The following is a 17,279-nucleotide window of genomic DNA, read 5'->3' as shown; positions in this document are numbered from 1 at the left end:
CGCCAATTTCCGGCCCCTTCCCTTCGGCATTACCACCCCAAAACGTTGCTTTTGGCGCCACAAGAACCTCAAATGCGGCACTCGAAGATTTCCTGAATCGCGACACCGATTAATATATTGCGTACAATAACATCAATAAGCATAAACAGAGAGAGCGCGACATGTCACAGGTGAATAGCGCAGCCACGAGCCGCCTCGGCACAACTGGCAGACCGGATGCGGATGGCTTCAGCCCAAGCTTCTACCTGGCCAACGCCATGGAAATCTTCGAGCGCCTGGCGTGGTACGGCTTCTTTACCCTGTCATCCCTTTACATGAGCACCCCACTGGCGGAGGGCGGCCTCGGTTTTTCCGAGGGCCAGCGCGGCTTCCTGCAGGGCGCCATACCCTTCCTGCTCTATCTACTGCCGGTGTTCACCGGCGCACTGGGGGACAAAGTCGGCTACCGGCGCATGTTCCTGCTGGCTTTTATCATCATGACACCGGGCTATTACCTCCTCGGCCAAGTGCGCGACTTCTGGAGCTTCTTCGCCGTGCTGCTCGCGGTGGCCGTGGGTGCGGCGATCTTTAAACCACTAGTAGTAGCTACCGTCAGTCGAACCACCAACGACCAGAACCGCGGTCTCGGCTTCGGCATTTTCTATACGATGGTGAACATTGGCGGCTTTGTCGGCCCGCTCGTGGCCGGTGTCGTACGAGGGGTCAGCTGGGATCGCGTGTTCACGATGGCGGCGCTTTGGGTCGGGATCAACTTCGTGCTGCTGCTCTTTTATCGGGAACCGCGGCACAACGCTGCCGCACCTGCACGCCGTCATTCGCCACTGCGGGAAATTGCGACGGTACTGCGCAACCGCCCCTTTGTGATCTACCTGTTGCTGATGTCCGGATTCTGGGCCTGCTACAACCAAATTTTTATCACGCTCCCGCTGTATATCCGCGACTTTGTCGATACGGCTCCCCTGTTGAGCTGGCTGCAGAGCTGGTCGCCGGCTATTGCCGATGCCGTGTCCTCGGCGAGTCCTGGTCAGGTGGGACCGGAATTTATCACTGCGTTCAACTTCGCCAGTATCCTGATATTGCAAATAGTGATCAGCAAGCGCTGCCAGGGGAGACCGGTGCTGCCGCTGCTGATCGGCGGCAGCCTGCTGCTTTCGGTTAGTTTTCTCTGGATTGGATTTGGCCCAGTGCTTGGCGGGGCCGGTGTCATCGTTGCGGTGCTGCTGTTCTCACTCGGCGAGATGATCGCCTCCCCCAAGAGTCAGGAATATGTGGCAGAAGTCATGCCGCGCGATAGGGCGGCAATGTTCATGGGCTATTACTTTCTCTCCATGGCACTTGGCTTCCTGCTGGCCGGCTTTCTGTCCGGCTGGGGCTACGGCACCCTGGCCAAAGACTGGGGCCGGCCAGACCTGATGTGGGGCGGCTTCGCCCTGGCCGGTGTCGTAGCTGCCGCCGGGCTTTACTGGTTCGACAAAAAAATGGCGCGGCAACTCGCCGCCCGAGAAGAGGTACTTCCATGACACTCCATCGTATCCGCAATTTGCGCGAGCAGTTTTCCACCGCAGGTATCGACGGGCTACTGGTATCGAGCATGTCCAATATCCGCTACCTCACGGGTTTCGCCAGTGATGAGCGCGATGTGGCAACAGTATTGATCGGTGCAACGGAAGCTTTCCTGCTAACCGATTACCGTTTCGGAGAGCAGGCGCGGGAGCAGTGCGGCGAGGTACAGATCATCGTGCGCGACCGGGCCCGCCAGACACTGGGCCAGCTAGTGCGGGAGCTGGCCGCTCAATGCGACATTCGACAGCTCGGCTACGAGCGCGACCACTTTCTCCACGGCCGCTGGCTGAATCTGGCCGCCGATCTGGATACGATTGCGGTGAAGCCGCTGCGCGGCCTGGTGGAAAAGCTGCGCCGGCGCAAAGAGCCCGCCGAGCTGGAGAGCATGCGCCGCGCCGCGGCTATCGGTGATCGCGCGCTCGAGCAGTTGCTGGGTCTGCTGCAACCGGGAATCACAGAGAGAGAGGCGGCAGTTGAACTGGAGTGCCTCCTGAAACGCGCCGGGTCCGAGGGGCTGGCCTTTCCCACCATTTTCACCTCGGGTGCGCGGACGTCGCGCCCCCACGGCATGCCGAGCGATCGAGTATTGAGCCGCGGAGACCTGATCACCATCGATTTCGGGGCAATAGTCGATGGCTACCGCTCAGATATGACCCGTACCTTTGTCCTCGGCAAAGCCGACAGCAAACAGCGGGAAATCTACGAGCTGGTCCGTCGTGCGCAGGCCCTGGGTGTGGAATCACTGCGCACCGGCATTCCATACAGCCAACCGAACGCAACGGTAAACCGGTTTCTCGCCGCTTGTCCTTACGCGGAGTACGCTGGCGACAGCCTCGGCCATGGCCTGGGCCTCGACACCCACGAGCAACCCTATCTCTCCACAGGTTTTGAAGAACTGCTGGAAGAAGATCACGTGGTCACCGTAGAACCGGGTATCTACATTCCCGGCTGGGGCGGCGTGCGTATTGAGGACGATGTGCGGCTTACCGGGTCTGGCCCGGAACTTCTCAACAACTTCAGCCGTGAGCTGATAGAACTGTAAACGTCATCAGACCACAGCCTCTCACTGTGGTTGCACTCAAGCCCGGGGCACAGATTCCGAAGAATCGCCGCGACGCGCAAGTGCCGCTATCATAGCGGCAGATGAAAATTCAGGTGAAACAATGAAAAGAACAATCGCCCTCTTCACCCTGCTGTTGGTTCCCTTTGCCCAGGCAGCGGATCCCCGCCCCCCGTCGCAGATTATTGCCAAGGCACCCGCGGAACACTGGCGGACCGTCGACACCGAAAACATGCTGTATCTCGATTTGGAACGAGGCCGTGTCGTCATCGAATTGGCCGACGCCATGGCACCGGCGCACGCCGCCAATATCAGGGCACTGGCCCGCGAGCAGTTTTACGATGGACTCAATGTGTACCGGGTGATCGAGGGATTTGTCGCTCAGGGCGGCGACCAGAGTGGCGCGAAGCCGGTTAAGCATGGGAAACGGACAATTCCCGCGGAATTTTCGCGTAAAAATGTTCCGGCAGAGCACTTTACTCCCCTTCCCGGCCCGGATGGCTATGCGCCGCAGAGCGGGTTTATCGATGGATTTCCCGCGGCGCGCGATCCCGCTACCGGCGAAAGCTGGCTGGTGCACTGTAACGGCGCCTTTGCCATGGCGCGCGAACAGGACATCGATAGCGGTGGTACTGAATTCTATGCCGTTATCGGCCCAGCCCAGCGCTACCTCGACCGCAACACGACGGTATTTGGCCGCGTCCTCGAGGGAATTGAAGTCCTGCAGCAGCTGGAACGCGGTGACAAAGCCGGCGGAATTCTCGAGAACCCGCAAAACAATCGCATACTGCGCATGCGTGTGGCCGCGGACGTACCGCAAAAAGAGCGGCAGCAGATCGAAGTGCTCAGTACCGATTCGCCCAGCTTTGCCGAGCTGATCGCCGCGCGGCGCAACCGCCCGGAAGACTGGTTCGTGGCGCGCCCGAACTATGTGGATGTTTGCTCAGTCGGCGTGCCCAGCCGCCAAAAATCCTCACAGTGACCGGCGTCAGCGGCTAACCGCAAAACGTCCGAACTCGCAACCCCCCAAAGACTCGAGTCGTGGGAGCTGGTTCCCTGGCGTTCCGAACGCGGCAGAGTGCGGGCGCCGGTCATATCCGGCAGGCGCCCGCTTTCTGACGCGCAGCCCGGCTATTCCGCATTTCAAAAACGGTCCACCGCCAAGGGCCGCACATCCACTGCCGGTTCACGCCCGGCGACAAGGTCGTCGATTATCTCTGCGGTTACCGCCGCTTGCGTCAGGCCCAGGTGCTGGTGGCCAAACGCAAAATAGATATTTTCCTCCCGCGGCGCTCGTCCAATCACCGGCAGCGAGTCTGGCAGCGACGGGCGGAAACCCATCCAGCGCGTCGCCTCTCCGCGCTGCAGTCCCGGCAGTATCTTTTGCGCATGGTCGAACAGAATATCCGCACGGCGGTAATTAGGCGCAGCACGCAGGCCTGCCAGCTCCACTGTGCCGGCGAGACGCATGCCCTCCTCCATCGGCGTCATCACAAATGACCGTTCGAATGAGACCATTGGACGGGTCAACTCCACGCCCGGCTGCGGCAACATCAGATGGTAGCCGCGCTCAGTATCCAGCGGCACCCGATAGCCCAGCTGTTGAACCAGCGTTCCGGACCAGGCTCCTGCGGCCACCACCACCCTGCGCGCATCAATGTTGCCACTGTCCAGGCCGACCTCCACGCGGCCACCTGGCTGCGGCTGCAAACGATGCACCTCTGCGCGCTGGACTTCACCGCCACCCGAGCAAAATGACTTCGCCAACTCCTGGACCAGCCTGAGGGGATTTACCGTGTGCGCAGTCTTGGGAAAATACAGGCCGCCGGCAACGTCTTTGATGACTGCCGGCTCCAGTTCACGTAAAGGGCCGGAATCCAGCTCCTCGACCTGCACGCCGAATTCGCGCAGTAACGCCACAGTGGCTCTGTTACGCTGGCGTCCGCTCTCAGTTTCATACAGAGTCAGCGCCCCGCGTTTCACCATCAGCGCCTGCAGCCCGGTACGACCGAGCAGCCGATCGAAACTAGCGATGGACCGGCTGTTCAGTTCGCGCAGCATTTGCGCTGACGCCCGCGCATTGGATGGCAGCGCGGCCCTGGCAAAGCGCAACAGCCAGGGCAACATGCGCGGCAAATACGACCAGCGGATCGTCAGGGGCCCGAGCGGGTCCGACAGCAATTTGGGAATGGAGAGAATTGTGCTGGGATTGGCCAGCGGCAGTACGACATCGGTGGCAAAATGGCCGGCATTGCCGGACGAACACCCGTCACCCGGCGCGTCGCGATCGACCAGCACGGTTTGATGGCCGCGGCTCTGCAGTCGCTCGGCGATGGCAGTACCGACGATGCCGGCACCGACCACCAGCGTATCGATTTTCTTGCTCATCGCGCACCGTCCCCGGCCAGCGCGCGGAAGGCATCGCGACTCTGGTTTTCCACACCGCTATCGTGGACCACGACACAGTCCTCCACCCTTACCCCTCCGTAGCCACGGAACTCGTTCACCTTTTGCCAATTGATATGGCGGCTGTTGTCGCTGCGCGCCAGCTCCTCCAGCAGCATATCGGAAAAATAGATACCCGGCTCCACCGTAAAGGCCTGGCGCGGTTCCACTTTGCGTACCAGGCGCAGGAACGGGGCCTTGGGATCGCGCGCAAATTCCTCGCCGTCCGGCGCCTTCAGGTAACCACCAACATCGTGTACTTGCAAACCAATAAAGTGGCCGAGTCCGCAGGGGAAGAATGCACGACTGATACCCAGCTCGACAATATCTGCGGCCTCGAGGCGCACCAGTTCAAAGCGGGACAACAGGTGTGCCATTCGCAGGTGGCCGCGCCAGTGCAGCTCGGCAAAGTCCATACCGATTTGGATTTCGTCCACCAGCGCCAGCTGCTCTTGATCCACGGCCTGCACCAGTTCTGCGTATTCGCCCTTGTGGAACGCGTAACTGCGGGTGATATCACTGGCATAACCGCGGAATTGCGCACCTGCGTCGATTACCAGCGAGTGGATATCCTGCGGCAGCATCGGGCTGCGGTCGGCGCCGTGGTAATGCAGTATCGAGCTGTGGTTATTGACCGCGACGATATTCGCATAGGGCAACTCGCTCTCAAGTACACCGGCGCCACGCAGGTAGGCGTGGTGAATATCCAGCTCAGTTCCACCCGCCAAAAACGCCGCGCGCGCGGCCTTATGACCCCGGGCGGCAATCACGTTCGCACAGCCGAGACAGGCAATCTCGTACTCGGTCTTATAGGCACGCTGGAAGTGCAGCTCGGCGATCAGCCGCGGGGGATTAACCTGCGCGGCGGCGAAATCGCCCAGCAACTGCGGTTGCTCACCGATATAGGCGGTGCGTTCCAGGCGGGATGGCAGCGCGGCGACAATATCTTGTTTCGATTTCGCCAGCACCACATCGAAGTGCTCCACCCAAGATCCCTCGGGATCCTCCGGCGGCTTGTGCCAGTAGTCCTCTGGCTGAAAGTAAATCAGCCGCGGTCGCTCGCCGGCAGCCACTACCAGTACCGAATAGGGGTGCTCCAGTAGCGGCAGCCAGTGTTTGAAATGCGGATTTACCCGGAAGGGATAGTCGTTGTCGTCCATAAATGCGGTGCCGGGCGCGCCGGCGTGGATCAGCAGTTGATCGTAGCCACTGTTATCCAGGGCTCGCGCATGTCGTACACACAGCTCGGCGATATGTTCGCGGTAAAGCAGGTCCAGATTCATTTCCCCTCCCTATCACCACTTGGTGGCGTAACCAGTTTTCTGTTGACAGTCTCTGCAAACGTTATTTATTGTACACAATAACAATTCACCATAAAGCAGTTTCTGCACCCCGCCCGGAACAAACAATTTCGGGCAATACCATTGATGAGGAAGTGATATGCAAATCGACTGGAGCGGAGTCTTCCCCGCAGCGACCACCCAATTCAACGCCGACGAGAGCCTGAACATCCCCGCGACCATGGAGCATCTGGAAGTCATGCTCAACGCCGGCATCAACGGCCTGGTCATGTTGGGAACCGTCGGGGAAAACTGTTCGCTGAGCATTGAAGAGAAGATCGAGGTACTGCGCGCGAGCGTTAAGCAGGTGGCCGGCCGGGTGCCGGTGCTCACCGGAGTGGCCGAGTACACGACCACACAGGCCTGTCACTTCGCCCGCGCCGCCAAGGAAGCCGGTGTTGACGGCCTGATGGTACTGCCGCCCATGTCCTACAAGGCAGACAGTGCCGAAGTGGTGACCCATATCCGCGCAGTTGCCGGCGCGACGGATCTGCCGGTGATGATCTACAACAATCCCGCCTGTTACGGCGTCGATATTTCGGCGGAAACCGTGGCCGAACTGGCCCAGGTACCAAATATCGTCGCAGTAAAGGAATCGTCCGATGACCCGCGGCGCCTGACCGATATCGCCAACCTCGTCGACGAAAGCTTCGTCCTGTTCTGCGGTGTCGATGACCTGGCCCTGGAGAGTGTCGCCCTCGGTGCGCACGGCTGGATCTCCGGACTAGTCAACGCCTTCCCGCAGGAAAATCGCCTGTTGTGGGATCTGGCCACGAGCGGCAATTACGAAGAAGCGCGCAAGATCTACCGCTGGTACACCCCACTGCTGCACCTGGATACCAGACCCAAGCTGGTGCAATACATCAAACTGACGGTACAGGAGTGCGGCTATGGCAGTGAGCTGTGCCGCAACCCGCGCCTGCCAGTAACTGGCGAAGAGCGCGAGGAAGTGCTGGCGATTATTCGCAAGGCGATTGCCACGCGCCCCGCGATCGCTTGACGCGATCCGTCCGGCCACGCGCTGCGGAATGCCTGCATAGCGGCTTCCGCAACGCGACGTCCAACCTGGTAGCCGAATAACAGGAAGATTGATGACAACTCATCCCGTACTGATCGCAGGCCGCTGGCGCGAGGCCGCCGCAAGCGGCCGCTTCTCGCCGGATAATCCCGCCACGCGCAGCAGGATCGATCAACATTATCCGATCTCCGACTGGAGTGACTGCGACGAAGCGCTCGACGCCGCCGTCATCGCGGCGAGACAGCTGCGCCAGTTGCCCGCGGAACAGCGAGCTCGCTTCCTCGAGCGTTTCGCCGACAAGATCGATGCCGCCAAGGTCGAACTAGCCGAACTCGCCAACCGCGAAACCGCACTGCCGAAGACCCCGCGCCTGGCCGAGGTAGAGCTGCCCCGCACCACCGGCCAACTGCGCCAGGCGGCTGCCGCTGCACGGACTGGCTCCTGGGCGCAGCCGACGATCGACACGGCGCTCAATATCCGATCGCAACTGGCGCCCGTGGGGCCGGTGGTCGTGTTCGGGCCAAATAATTTCCCGCTGGCATTTAACGGTATCGCCGGCGGCGACTTTGCAGCGGCCATCGCCGCCGGCAACCCTGTGATCGCCAAAGGCCATCCGGCCCATCCCGGGACTTGCCAACGCCTGGCCGAACTCGCCCTCGCTGCGCAGATCGAGACAGGTCTGCCCGCCGCTACGGTCCAGTTGATTTACGCCACCGCCAGGGAGAATGGGCTGCGCCTGGTCAGCGATATACGCGTTGGTGCCAGTGCGTTTACCGGGTCCCGCTCTGCCGGGCTGGCGCTGAAGCAGGCCGCCGACGAGGCCGGCAAGCCCATTTACCTGGAACTCTCCAGCGTAAACCCCGTGGTGATTCTGCCCGGCGCACTGGCAGAGCGCGGCAAGGAAATCGCCAGGGAATTTGCCGACAGCTGCTTGATGGGCACCGGACAGTTCTGCACCAATCCGGGACTCGTCATCTTGCCGGCGGGAGAGGAGGCGGAGTGGTTCATCGCGCGAGTTGCGGAACTGTTTTCCCGGGCACCGGCCGGCACCCTGCTCGGCGCGGGGGTGGAATCCGGCCTGGCCGCGGCTATAGCCACCTTGTGTGGCGCCGGCGCCAAACGGGTGACTGGTACAGGAATGGCTGACGACAGTCGCTATTCCCTGCCCAACGCGTTGCTGCGTACCAGCGGCGAACAGTTCCTTCAGCACAGTCGACGACTGCAAACCGAGGCTTTCGGTAACGCGGCACTGGTGGTCGTCAGCGCGGACAGTGAACAAACTCGCGCAATCATTGAATGCCTGGAAGGCAACCTCACCGGCACTATCTATTCCCACAGCCGGCGCGATGATGAAGCCGAGTACTCCCTATTGGAACCGATTCTGCGTGACAGGGTCGGCAGATTGCTGAACGACAAGATGCCCACCGGTGTGGCGGTCTCGCCGGCCATGAACCACGGCGGCCCCTATCCGGCCAGCGGTCATGCGGGCTTTACTGCGGTGGGCATTCCCGCGTCGCTGCGGCGCTTCGCCAAACTCGAGTGCTATGACAACGTGCGCGAACAACGGCTGCCGCCGCTGCTGCGCAACCAGAATCCCGACGATGGCTGGCGGCTGATCGACGGGAGCTGGAGCCAACGCAGTATTCTCTAGCGAGATCAGTCGCCGACAATAGCGGCTGACAAAACAGTGAATTGACGGAACAATAAAAAGATCAACTGGAGGCATTCACCGTGCACAGCATTGAGGTTATTGATTCACACACTGGCGGCGAACCTACGCGGGTAATAGTCAGCGGCTTCCCGGATCTGGGCAGCGGCAGCATGGCAGAGCGGCTGGAAAACTTCCGGCACAACTACGACTACCTGCGCGCCGCCATGGTGCGCGAACCGCGCGGCTCAGATGTCTGGGTCGGCGCCCTGCTCTGCGAACCGGTGAACCCGGCGGCCGCGGCCGGTGTCATTTTTTTCAATAATGTCGGCTACCTGGGGATGTGCGGCCACGGCACCATCGGCCTAGCGGTCACCCTGGCCCGCCGCGGGCTGATATCGCCCGGTCAGCACCTGCTGGAAACGCCGGTGGGGGATGTCTCTTTTGTATTGCACAACAACCACCGGGTAAGCATCGACAATGTGCCCAGCTACCGCTACCGCAAACAAGTAGCCGTGGATGTGGAAGGTATCGGAGAAGTGCGCGGCGACATCGCCTGGGGTGGTAACTGGTTCTTCCTCGTGTCCGAACACAGGCAGGTACTGGATGCGGACAACAGCGACACATTGACCGACTATTGCTGGCGTATTCGCCAGGCCCTGGAAAGGGAGGGCGTTTGCGGAGAGAACGGCGGAGAAATTGATCACATTGAGCTTTTCGGCCCGCCTTCAGATCCTGCCAAAGCAGACAGCCGTAACTTTGTCCTCTGTCCCGGCAAGGCCTACGACCGCTCCCCCTGCGGCACCGGCACCAGTGCCAAGCTCGCCTGCCTGTATGCCGACCGCCTCCTCGAGGAGGGCCAGCTGTGGCGGCAGGAAAGTATCATCGGCAGCGTGTTTGAAGGGCGGATACGCGTGGATGGCGACAAGCTCATTCCCACCATCACTGGCAGCGCCTATATCAGCGCTGAAACCAGGCTGGTACTGGAGCCCGAAGACCCGTTTGTGCACGGCATCAACGGTTGAATTGCCGCTCGGCACGGCGGCACCGCAGTTGCCCGGCTAAGATGCCAATCGTTTGCTGTTCAGGTAGTCGATCATGCGCGATACCGCCTCGCGCTGCTCGCGGATATGGTGAGACAGCGCCTGCCGAGCGCCCTTCCAGTCTTTTTCCAGCAGGCGCTCGATGATCTCGCAGTGCTCGCTGGCCATTGCCTTTTTTACCTTTTCATCGATCACCGCGTAGTTAAACAGGGCGTTGTAGAAAGGGCTGTAACGGGCGAAAAATTCGCGGATATAACGATTACCACAGCGCTCGATCCAGTAATCGTGCAAATCCAAATCCAGACGGGATCTGTCGCTACCCCGTGCGGGGCGGTTGGCCCTGAGTAATTCGCGCAGCTCATCTTCATCGAATTTGCTGCGCGCCAGTTCCAGCGCCTTCAGCTCGAGCATTTCGCGGATATCAAGATAATCGTGCATATCCTGCTCACTAAATGCGCGCACCCGCCAGCCACAACGCGGCACATGTTCAATCAACCCGGCCCCCGCCAAGCGGGAAAAAATCTGCCGCACCACCGTGCGACCCGCACCATATTTTTCCGCAGTAACCTGCTCTCGCAGGTATTCCGTATCCTGCTGCAGGCTGCGCGCAATGACATCCTTGCGAACCTGCTCCTCGAGGTTCTGCTCGTAGGCTGCCGGCGCCGGGGCCTGAACTTCGCAGCCCTTGAGTGCGTCAGGCACCAGCTCCAGACGGCCGTTGTCCTTGCGCCTGATCACGCCCTCGTCCACCAGCTCGTCGATGGCGTGGCGCACCGGTGTCAGGCTGACTTTATAATGCTCCGACATCGCGCCCAGCGTCAGCTTGTACGGCAATTCGCCCTGCGCCATCAGGACAGCTTTGACATCGGACTTGATAAATTCGGTAATGGTCATAGCACCAACTATTGCTATTATCTCCGCCGCTGGACAAGCTATCCGCGCTTATCCATCCTAACGAAATCTAATTTTTGAAATGACAGGCAGTATCGCCCATGTTGGAAAAGCTGAGCAAGCTACTCGATGTTGAAGAGCTGGACCGGAACCTGTTCCGCAGCCGCCATCACGTGGAAAACTACCGCAAGGTACTTTTCGGTGGACAGGTCCTGGGCCAGGCCCTGATGGCCGCCAGCCGCACGGTTGAAGACCGCTTGCCGCACTCCCTGCACGCCTATTTTTTACGCCCGGGCAGCAGTGAGCTGCCTGTAATTTACGATGTGGACCCGATTCGCGACGGCGGCAGCTTTACCACCCGCCGCGTCGTGGCCAAGCAGAAGGGCCGCGCCATCTTCAATATGTCTGCCTCCTTCCAGATCCAGGAGCCGGGTTTCAATCACCAGGCCGATATGCCCACCAGCGGCATCCCGGACCCGGAGACGCTGAAGAGCACCCAGCAACTGGCCCAGGAAGCGGGACTGGTCAGCCCCCAGCACGACCAGCGCCGCTACATGATCGACTTCCGCCCGGTGGACCCGCACAGCTACTTCGGCGCCGAGGTGCACGAAGCACGCGGCATGTTCTGGTTGCGCGCCGAAGGGGAGATGTCTGACAACCCACTGGAGCACCGCAGCGCCCTCTGTTACGCATCGGACCTGGCCCTGCTCGGCACCAGTCTGCAACCACACCCAATTTCACTGTTCGATCCGCACATGATGCCCGCCAGCCTGGACCACGCCATGTGGTTCCACCGCGAATTCCGCGCCGATGACTGGCTGCTGTACGTCACCGACAGCCCCTCAGCCAGCGGCGCGCGCGGCTTCTGCCGCGGCCAGATTTTCACCCGCGAGGGCGTGTTGGTCGCGTCTACGTCACAGGAGGGGCTGATTCGGCAAATTAAAAGTTAAATCAATGGTTTACAGCGGGGAATTGGCTGTTATAATGCGCCCCGCTTCGCTGATGAAGCACTTCAAACGTCGGTGAGTAGCGCAGCCTGGTAGCGCACTTCGTTCGGGACGAAGGGGTCGGAGGTTCGAATCCTCTCTCACCGACCATTTTCCTAACCTTTTGGTCCTCAAAGGGTTTGGCATCAAGCCAGAATCAAGCAATCAGAGCAGACGCCGCCACTCATTCAAGCAGGCGATCAACTCGCAGTACGTATTCTTTGGCTACACCGCACACGACCCGACCAGCAGCCACACTTCTACACCACCGGATTCCTTTGCCAGACGGCGCAATTTCGTACTGATCCACGTGGAACAAGAGTTTATAACCGACAAGTTCCACCGACGCCGTCACGGACTCAAACTCCCACCCCTTCCGCCAAAGTCCCCCAGACTTATCCCAGCTCAAGCATCAAAGCTGCCAGACTTGATCAGGAATCCACGGCACGAGTACCCTCTTTCGCTGTCAAAAGTCCCTCACGCGGCAACACTAGTAGGTCAAGATGCTCAAGCGGCTGTCCCCATTTATTCTCCCGACGCTCGTCTACCTGTGCCTTGCGGTTACCTCACCGGCGGCCCTCGGCAAGACATACGACCTGCTCTACAAAGCCACGATTGACCCGGCATCGGGTATGGCCGCGGTCGAAATCCAGCTGAACGGCCAGAGCATACCCAAGCAGTTGGCACTCAATTTGGGCTCCGGTCGCTATTCCGAGGTCACGAGTGATCACCTTGTGGAACTCTCCAAAGACAAGGCAATCTGGCGACCCGAGGGCAGCAGCTCCAGTTTGAGCTACAAGTTCGCCATCAATAACCGAAAAGGCAGCGGCAGTTACGATTCCCGCATCACTGACGACTGGGCCATACTGCGCAGCGACAAGTTAATCCCGTCAATGTCCGTTACCGGCAAGGGACACTCCAAGGCCGAATTACAACTGGAATTGCCAGAGGGCTGGTCGTCGGCCCTGCCCTACCCCGAAACTGGCGAGAATCACTACCGACTAAAGGATTCCGGTCGCCGCTTTGTGCGCCCGAAGGGCTGGATGATCGTCGGCCGCATCGGCGCCCGCCAGGACATTATCACCGGTGTAGACACCAAGATTGCGGGGCCGCTTGGCGAAGACATCCATCGGCAGGACACCCTGGCCTTCCTTAACTGGAACCTGCCCGAAATCAAAAAAGTATTCCCCAAGTTCCCCAACTACCTCCTTGTCGTCACCGCCGGTGACCCCATGTGGCGCGGCGGACTGTCCGGCACCCGCTCCCTGTTCATGCACGCCGATCGCCCGCTGATCAGCGGCAACCGCACCAGCAGCATGATCCACGAGCTGGTGCACGTGGCCACCGGCATTCGCGGCGACAAACAGAGCGACTGGATTGTCGAGGGCCTGGCCGAATTCTACTCCCTGGAGATATTGCGGCGCTCGGGCGGCATCAGCCAACGCCGCTATGAAGAGGCTATGGACAAGTTGGCCGATTGGGGAAAGGAGGCGCCCAGCCTACTGGTTAAACGCTCCTCCGGGCCTGTCACCGCTCGCGCCGTGGGCGTCATGCGCGCACTGGACCAGGAAATACGACAAGCCAGTGGCGGCAAAGCCAGCATCGACGATGTTGCCCGCGGCCTGGCGGAGAAACGCGGCGAGGTCACACTGGAGAGGTTTAATGCACTCGCAGAAGCGGCGGCGGGAAGGCCGGTTGAAGCCCTGACCACTGACAAGCTGCGTGACGAATCACCCTGAGCCGCCAAATTGCAGACAAAAAAAAGCCCTGACGACGGGGGGGGGGGAGAGCGTCAGGGCCAAGACCATTAGGAGTGAAACTTGGAGGATTTCATCCTTACTACACAGCGGGCGAGTACCTAGTGGGACGCCCTACCGGCATTACTAAACACGTTTGGGGGAGGTTGTGTTAGCCAGTTAAAAGAAGTATTGAACAACCGCATCAGATTGCCAGCCGAGCCACAGGGGAAATTTAGATCAAAAGGAAATAGTTTCCGCTAGAGCAGTGCAAAAAGTTATTAGACGCCCTGCCCTTCTGTACAAAACGGACTATCCGACTTTTCCGCCGCACAAATCACCAAGCGCGCTTACAGCGCTTGACTAATCCGGAGCAGTCCCTAGAATAGCGCCTTCTTACTCGCCCGGTGGCGCGTAAGTATAAGAAAACGCTGGGATTTTTCGTTTCAATCCGATAGAATCCGCCGCGTTTTCACTTCCGCAAACAGCGGAAACCAAAGGCTAGGTGGCAGAGTGGTCATGCAGCGGACTGCAACTCCACGCGCCAGCGGCGAAATAAAGAGGGCCGGTGAGACTCGAACCGGCGAACTGAACCTCTACAGAGTCAAATATGGCTAGGTGGCAGAGTGGTCATGCAGCGGACTGCAACTCCGTGTACGCCGGTTCGATTCCGACCCTAGCCTCCATTTTCCCCATCGCCGGCTTTCACCTGTAAAGAACGGCGACCTGCGAGAAGCCCATGCCCACAAGCGGGCATCGATGCCCCTCTCGCACACCTCCCTGCCCGGGTGGTGGAATCGGTAGACACAGGAGACTTAAAATCTCCCGAACGTTAGTTCGTGCCGGTTCAAGTCCGGCCCCGGGCACCAAATCAATACTGCACCCCCCCGACCTTATAGCCCCCAGGAGACACCGACTCCAGCTGAGCGCGACGGGTTGAGGCAAGAAAAGACGCAGCGCCTGCATCCAGGCCGAGCTTCGACTAGCCACCACGCATCGAAGAGTTTCCTCTCTTCGACAATTGCAACTTAACTTTCGCCGCTATGTTCGTCGCTGGTAAGCGTCGGCCAGGCCGCGCGAAGGTAAATCACCATTGTCCACAAGGTCAGCGCCGCGGCCACGTAAAGCAGAACGTAGCCAATCTTTTCCATAATCGGATAATCACGCACATCGAATGCCAACAGCACAATGATCGCTGCCATCTGTGCCGTGGTCTTTATCTTGCCGACGTAGTTGACCGCAACGCTACTGCGCTGGCCGAGTTCCGCCATCCATTCTCGCAACCCGGAAACAGCGATTTCACGGCCGATGATCACCGCGGCGGTGATCGTAAACCAGGGATTCTTATGCAGGCCGACCAGCAGCACCAGAGCAGTGGCCACCATCAGTTTGTCGGCAACAGGATCGAGAAAGGCGCCAAACGGCGTGCTCTGATTGAGTTTGCGGGCAATATAGCCATCCAACCAGTCTGTTGCAGCGGCAGCGGCAAAAATAACCGCGGAGGCGATATAGCTCCATTTGTAGGGAAGGTAGAAAACCACCACGAATACGGGTATCAGTGCGACGCGAAGCAGTGTCAATTGGTTGGCGAGTGTCATGGTTTTCCCTGTACTTACGGTGGGCGTAACTTATCAAGCCATCGCACAAATTGAAACGCCCATCAGGACGCCTTCCGTTAAATTTTTTTGAACACCCGCGAGTGGTTATTCATTGTGCAGGACAGAGTATATATCTTGAGCCAGCTTGCGACTGACTCCCTCCACCCCGGCGATTTCATCCACCGACGCCCGCCGTATCTCCTGCAGTCCTCCAAAATGGCGCAGTAGTGCGCGGCGTCGCGTCGGCCCCACACCGGCAATACCCTCCAACGGTGATTCGCGCCGCTTTTTATCGCGCCGCTGGCGGTGACCGGTAATCGCGAATCGGTGGGCCTCATCGCGCACTTGCTGGATTAAGTGCAGCGCCGGCGAATCCGCAGCCAGCACCAGCTCTTTGCCGCTGGCCACCACATGCAGAGTTTCGAAGCCCGCCTTGCGGGTTGTGCCTTTGGCGACGCCAATGATCTGCACGCCGACCACGCCAAGTTCGTTGAGGGCTTCCACCGCCTGGCTTACCTGCCCCTTGCCGCCATCGATCAACAGGATATTCGGGAACTTACCCTCCCCGCTCGACAGGCGCGTATAGCGGCGCTTGAGCGCCTGCGCCATGGCCGCATAGTCGTCACCGGCCTGGATGTTTTCAATGTTGAAACGCCGGTAGTCAGATTTGACCGGCCCACCGGTATCGAACACCACGCACGATGCGACCGTTGCCTCGCCGCTGGAGTGGCTGATATCGAAACACTCGAGCCGCTCCGGCAATTGCTCCAGCTGCAGCGTTTCCTGCAGAGCCTCGAAACGATCCTGTAGCTTTTGCTGCGCTGCAGTGCGACTGTTGAGATTTTGCTCCGCGGCCTGCTGTGCCATGGTTACCCAGGTGGCACGACTGCCCCTTAAGCGGTGCACTATCGAAATCTCGCGACCGCTCTGTTCGCCCAGGACCTGCTGCAACGCCTCCAGGTCGTCAATCGGCTCGGAAATCAAAATTTCCCTGGGCACTTCGCGCTGGCTGCCGAGATAGAACTGAGGGATAAAAGCGGACAACAACTCGGCGCTGGAAAGCCCCAGCCGCTCATCCGGGAAATAGCTGCGACTACCAAGTATGCGACCCTGGCGGATAAACAGGATGTGCACACAACAAGTGCCGCCCTGGCTGGCAACACCCAGCACATCAACATCGCCGTGAGAACGCTCGGCCACCTGGTCCGCCTGCAGTCGCCGCAGGGCGGAAATCTGATCGCGCAGGTGTGCCGCTCTCTCGAATTCCAATTTCCGTGAGGCCTGGTCCATTTCGTCGGCAAGCTCGCGGACAATATTGTCGCTCTTTCCGCTGAGGAACATTTCTGCGTGACGGACGTCCTGCCGGTAGTCCGCTTCGCTGATAAAGTCGACACAGGGAGCCGTACATCGCTGGATCTGGTATTGCAGGCATGGGCGCGAGCGATTGCGGAACACACTGTCCTCACAGGAGCGAATACGAAAAGTCTTCTGCAGGAAGTTCAGGCTGTCGCGCACGGAGGATGCGTTGGGAAAAGGACCGAAATACTGACCCTTCTTTCGCTTGGCGCCGCGATGAAAGGCGATACGCGGAAAGGTGTCTTTGCTCGACAGGAAAATGTAAGGGTAGCCCTTGTCATCCTTCAGCATGACGTTGTAGGGCGGCCGCTGGGACTTGATCAGGCTCTGCTCGAGTACCAGCGCCTCTGTTTCACTGCGGGTGACAGTAACTTCGATACTGTCGATGCGCTGCACCAGCGCCATGGTCTTGGCGGTAAGGCCAGACGCGCGAAAATAACTGGCCAGGCGGTTGCGCAGGTTTTTGGCCTTACCCACATAGAGGATTTTGCCTTCGGCGTCGAACATCTGGTAAACGCCGGGCTTGCGGGTAACGGTCGATAGGAAACGTTTGCTGTCGAACATCTGGCAGTCAAATGGAAATGGAGGGCGATCT

At 59.7% G+C, this 17,279-nt stretch carries 13 protein-coding genes and 3 tRNA genes; 11 read left to right on the top strand and 5 right to left on the bottom strand.

Annotated features, from left to right (window positions below; genetic code table 11):
- Positions 1-161: 161 nt before the first annotated feature.
- The 3 genes from BUC36_RS00645 (at position 162) to BUC36_RS00635 (ending at position 3,605) form a co-directional block, all read left to right on the top strand.
- Positions 162-1,520 carry an MFS transporter gene (locus BUC36_RS00645; protein WP_073270445.1) on the top strand — a complete coding sequence of 453 codons (1,359 nt, stop codon included), beginning with the start codon at positions 162-164 and terminating at the stop codon, positions 1,518-1,520.
- On the top strand, positions 1,517-2,605 hold the full coding sequence (locus tag BUC36_RS00640) for a M24 family metallopeptidase (RefSeq protein WP_073270443.1): 1,089 nt from the start codon (positions 1,517-1,519) through the stop codon (positions 2,603-2,605). The genes BUC36_RS00645 and BUC36_RS00640 overlap by 4 nt, the downstream gene beginning before the upstream one ends.
- 121 nt (positions 2,606-2,726) lie before the next feature.
- Complete coding sequence (locus tag BUC36_RS00635; RefSeq protein WP_073270440.1) at positions 2,727-3,605, top strand: peptidylprolyl isomerase; 879 nt, start codon at positions 2,727-2,729, stop codon at positions 3,603-3,605.
- A gap of 161 nt (positions 3,606-3,766) precedes the next feature.
- On the opposite strand, the gene BUC36_RS00630 is transcribed toward BUC36_RS00635, so the two are convergent.
- Together BUC36_RS00630 and pepQ are read right to left on the bottom strand one after the other, a co-directional pair.
- Positions 3,767-5,011, bottom strand: a complete 1,245-nt coding sequence (locus BUC36_RS00630) for an NAD(P)/FAD-dependent oxidoreductase (RefSeq protein WP_073270438.1) — start codon at positions 5,009-5,011, stop codon at positions 3,767-3,769.
- Positions 5,008-6,351, bottom strand: a complete 1,344-nt coding sequence (gene pepQ / locus BUC36_RS00625) for a Xaa-Pro dipeptidase (protein ID WP_073270436.1) — start codon at positions 6,349-6,351, stop codon at positions 5,008-5,010. The genes BUC36_RS00630 and pepQ overlap by 4 nt, the downstream gene beginning before the upstream one ends.
- A gap of 157 nt (positions 6,352-6,508) precedes the next feature.
- Here pepQ and BUC36_RS00620 point away from each other — a divergent pair, with 157 nt between their 5' ends.
- From BUC36_RS00620 to BUC36_RS00610, 3 genes are all read left to right on the top strand, one after another.
- Entirely contained in the window at positions 6,509-7,408 is a 900-nt protein-coding gene (locus tag BUC36_RS00620; protein ID WP_073270435.1) for a dihydrodipicolinate synthase family protein, read from the top strand.
- 91 nt (positions 7,409-7,499) lie between these two features.
- A complete protein-coding gene (locus BUC36_RS00615; protein WP_073270433.1) occupies positions 7,500-9,077 on the top strand; it encodes an aldehyde dehydrogenase (NADP(+)) in 1,578 nt (525 codons plus the stop codon).
- Positions 9,078-9,157: 80 nt separating this feature from the next.
- The gene (locus BUC36_RS00610; RefSeq protein ID WP_073270431.1) at positions 9,158-10,099 is read left to right on the top strand and encodes a 4-hydroxyproline epimerase; all 942 of its coding nucleotides are present in this window, start codon (positions 9,158-9,160) and stop codon (positions 10,097-10,099) included.
- 36 nt (positions 10,100-10,135) lie between these two features.
- On the opposite strand, the gene BUC36_RS00605 is transcribed toward BUC36_RS00610, so the two are convergent.
- Positions 10,136-11,011 carry a GntR family transcriptional regulator gene (locus BUC36_RS00605; RefSeq protein WP_073270429.1) on the bottom strand — a complete coding sequence of 292 codons (876 nt, stop codon included), beginning with the start codon at positions 11,009-11,011 and terminating at the stop codon, positions 10,136-10,138.
- A gap of 98 nt (positions 11,012-11,109) precedes the next feature.
- On the opposite strand from BUC36_RS00605, the gene BUC36_RS00600 reads away from it, so the two are divergent.
- The 5 genes from BUC36_RS00600 (at position 11,110) to BUC36_RS00580 (ending at position 14,599) form a co-directional block, all read left to right on the top strand.
- Positions 11,110-11,958, top strand: coding sequence for an acyl-CoA thioesterase (locus tag BUC36_RS00600; RefSeq protein ID WP_073270427.1), 849 nt, complete (start codon positions 11,110-11,112; stop codon positions 11,956-11,958).
- Between the two features lie 70 nt (positions 11,959-12,028).
- Positions 12,029-12,105, top strand: a tRNA-Pro gene (locus tag BUC36_RS00595).
- Positions 12,106-12,497: 392 nt separating this feature from the next.
- Positions 12,498-13,733, top strand: coding sequence for a hypothetical protein (locus tag BUC36_RS00590; RefSeq protein WP_073270425.1), 1,236 nt, complete (start codon positions 12,498-12,500; stop codon positions 13,731-13,733).
- A 609-nt stretch (positions 13,734-14,342) separates the two neighbouring features.
- Positions 14,343-14,416 (top strand) — tRNA-Cys (locus BUC36_RS00585).
- Between the two features lie 96 nt (positions 14,417-14,512).
- Positions 14,513-14,599: transfer RNA gene (locus tag BUC36_RS00580), tRNA-Leu, on the top strand.
- A gap of 159 nt (positions 14,600-14,758) precedes the next feature.
- Here the strand turns inward: BUC36_RS00580 and pgsA are convergent.
- Entirely contained in the window at positions 14,759-15,328 is a 570-nt protein-coding gene (gene pgsA / locus BUC36_RS00575) for a CDP-diacylglycerol--glycerol-3-phosphate 3-phosphatidyltransferase (protein WP_073270423.1), read from the bottom strand.
- A 105-nt stretch (positions 15,329-15,433) separates the two neighbouring features.
- Positions 15,434-17,248 carry an excinuclease ABC subunit UvrC gene (gene uvrC / locus BUC36_RS00570; protein WP_073270421.1) on the bottom strand — a complete coding sequence of 605 codons (1,815 nt, stop codon included), beginning with the start codon at positions 17,246-17,248 and terminating at the stop codon, positions 15,434-15,436.
- Between the last annotated feature and the right edge of the window lie 31 nt (positions 17,249-17,279).

It is taken from the genome of Microbulbifer donghaiensis, from assembly GCF_900129095.1.
GTDB classification, from domain to species: Bacteria; Pseudomonadota; Gammaproteobacteria; order Pseudomonadales; family Cellvibrionaceae; genus Microbulbifer; species Microbulbifer donghaiensis.
Note: the sequence above shows the minus strand (reverse complement) of the source record. Positions and strands in the feature narration are given on the sequence as shown.

Excerpts from the sequence above, each read along its gene's own strand:
- uvrC (WP_073270421.1), bottom strand. The coding sequence starts at position 17,248 with ATGTTCGACAGCAAACGTTTCCTATCGACCGTTACCCGCAAGCCCGGC.
- BUC36_RS00620 (WP_073270435.1), top strand. The coding sequence starts at position 6,509 with ATGCAAATCGACTGGAGCGGAGTCTTCCCCGCAGCGACCACCCAATTC.
- BUC36_RS00615 (WP_073270433.1), top strand. The coding sequence starts at position 7,500 with ATGACAACTCATCCCGTACTGATCGCAGGCCGCTGGCGCGAGGCCGCC.
- BUC36_RS00635 (WP_073270440.1), top strand. The coding sequence starts at position 2,727 with ATGAAAAGAACAATCGCCCTCTTCACCCTGCTGTTGGTTCCCTTTGCC.
- BUC36_RS00640 (WP_073270443.1), top strand. The coding sequence starts at position 1,517 with ATGACACTCCATCGTATCCGCAATTTGCGCGAGCAGTTTTCCACCGCA.
- pgsA (WP_073270423.1), bottom strand. The coding sequence starts at position 15,328 with ATGACACTCGCCAACCAATTGACACTGCTTCGCGTCGCACTGATACCC.
- BUC36_RS00600 (WP_073270427.1), top strand. The coding sequence starts at position 11,110 with ATGTTGGAAAAGCTGAGCAAGCTACTCGATGTTGAAGAGCTGGACCGG.
- BUC36_RS00645 (WP_073270445.1), top strand. The coding sequence starts at position 162 with ATGTCACAGGTGAATAGCGCAGCCACGAGCCGCCTCGGCACAACTGGC.
- BUC36_RS00590 (WP_073270425.1), top strand. The coding sequence starts at position 12,498 with ATGCTCAAGCGGCTGTCCCCATTTATTCTCCCGACGCTCGTCTACCTG.
- BUC36_RS00605 (WP_073270429.1), bottom strand. The coding sequence starts at position 11,011 with ATGACCATTACCGAATTTATCAAGTCCGATGTCAAAGCTGTCCTGATG.
- pepQ (WP_073270436.1), bottom strand. The coding sequence starts at position 6,351 with ATGAATCTGGACCTGCTTTACCGCGAACATATCGCCGAGCTGTGTGTA.
- BUC36_RS00630 (WP_073270438.1), bottom strand. The coding sequence starts at position 5,011 with ATGAGCAAGAAAATCGATACGCTGGTGGTCGGTGCCGGCATCGTCGGT.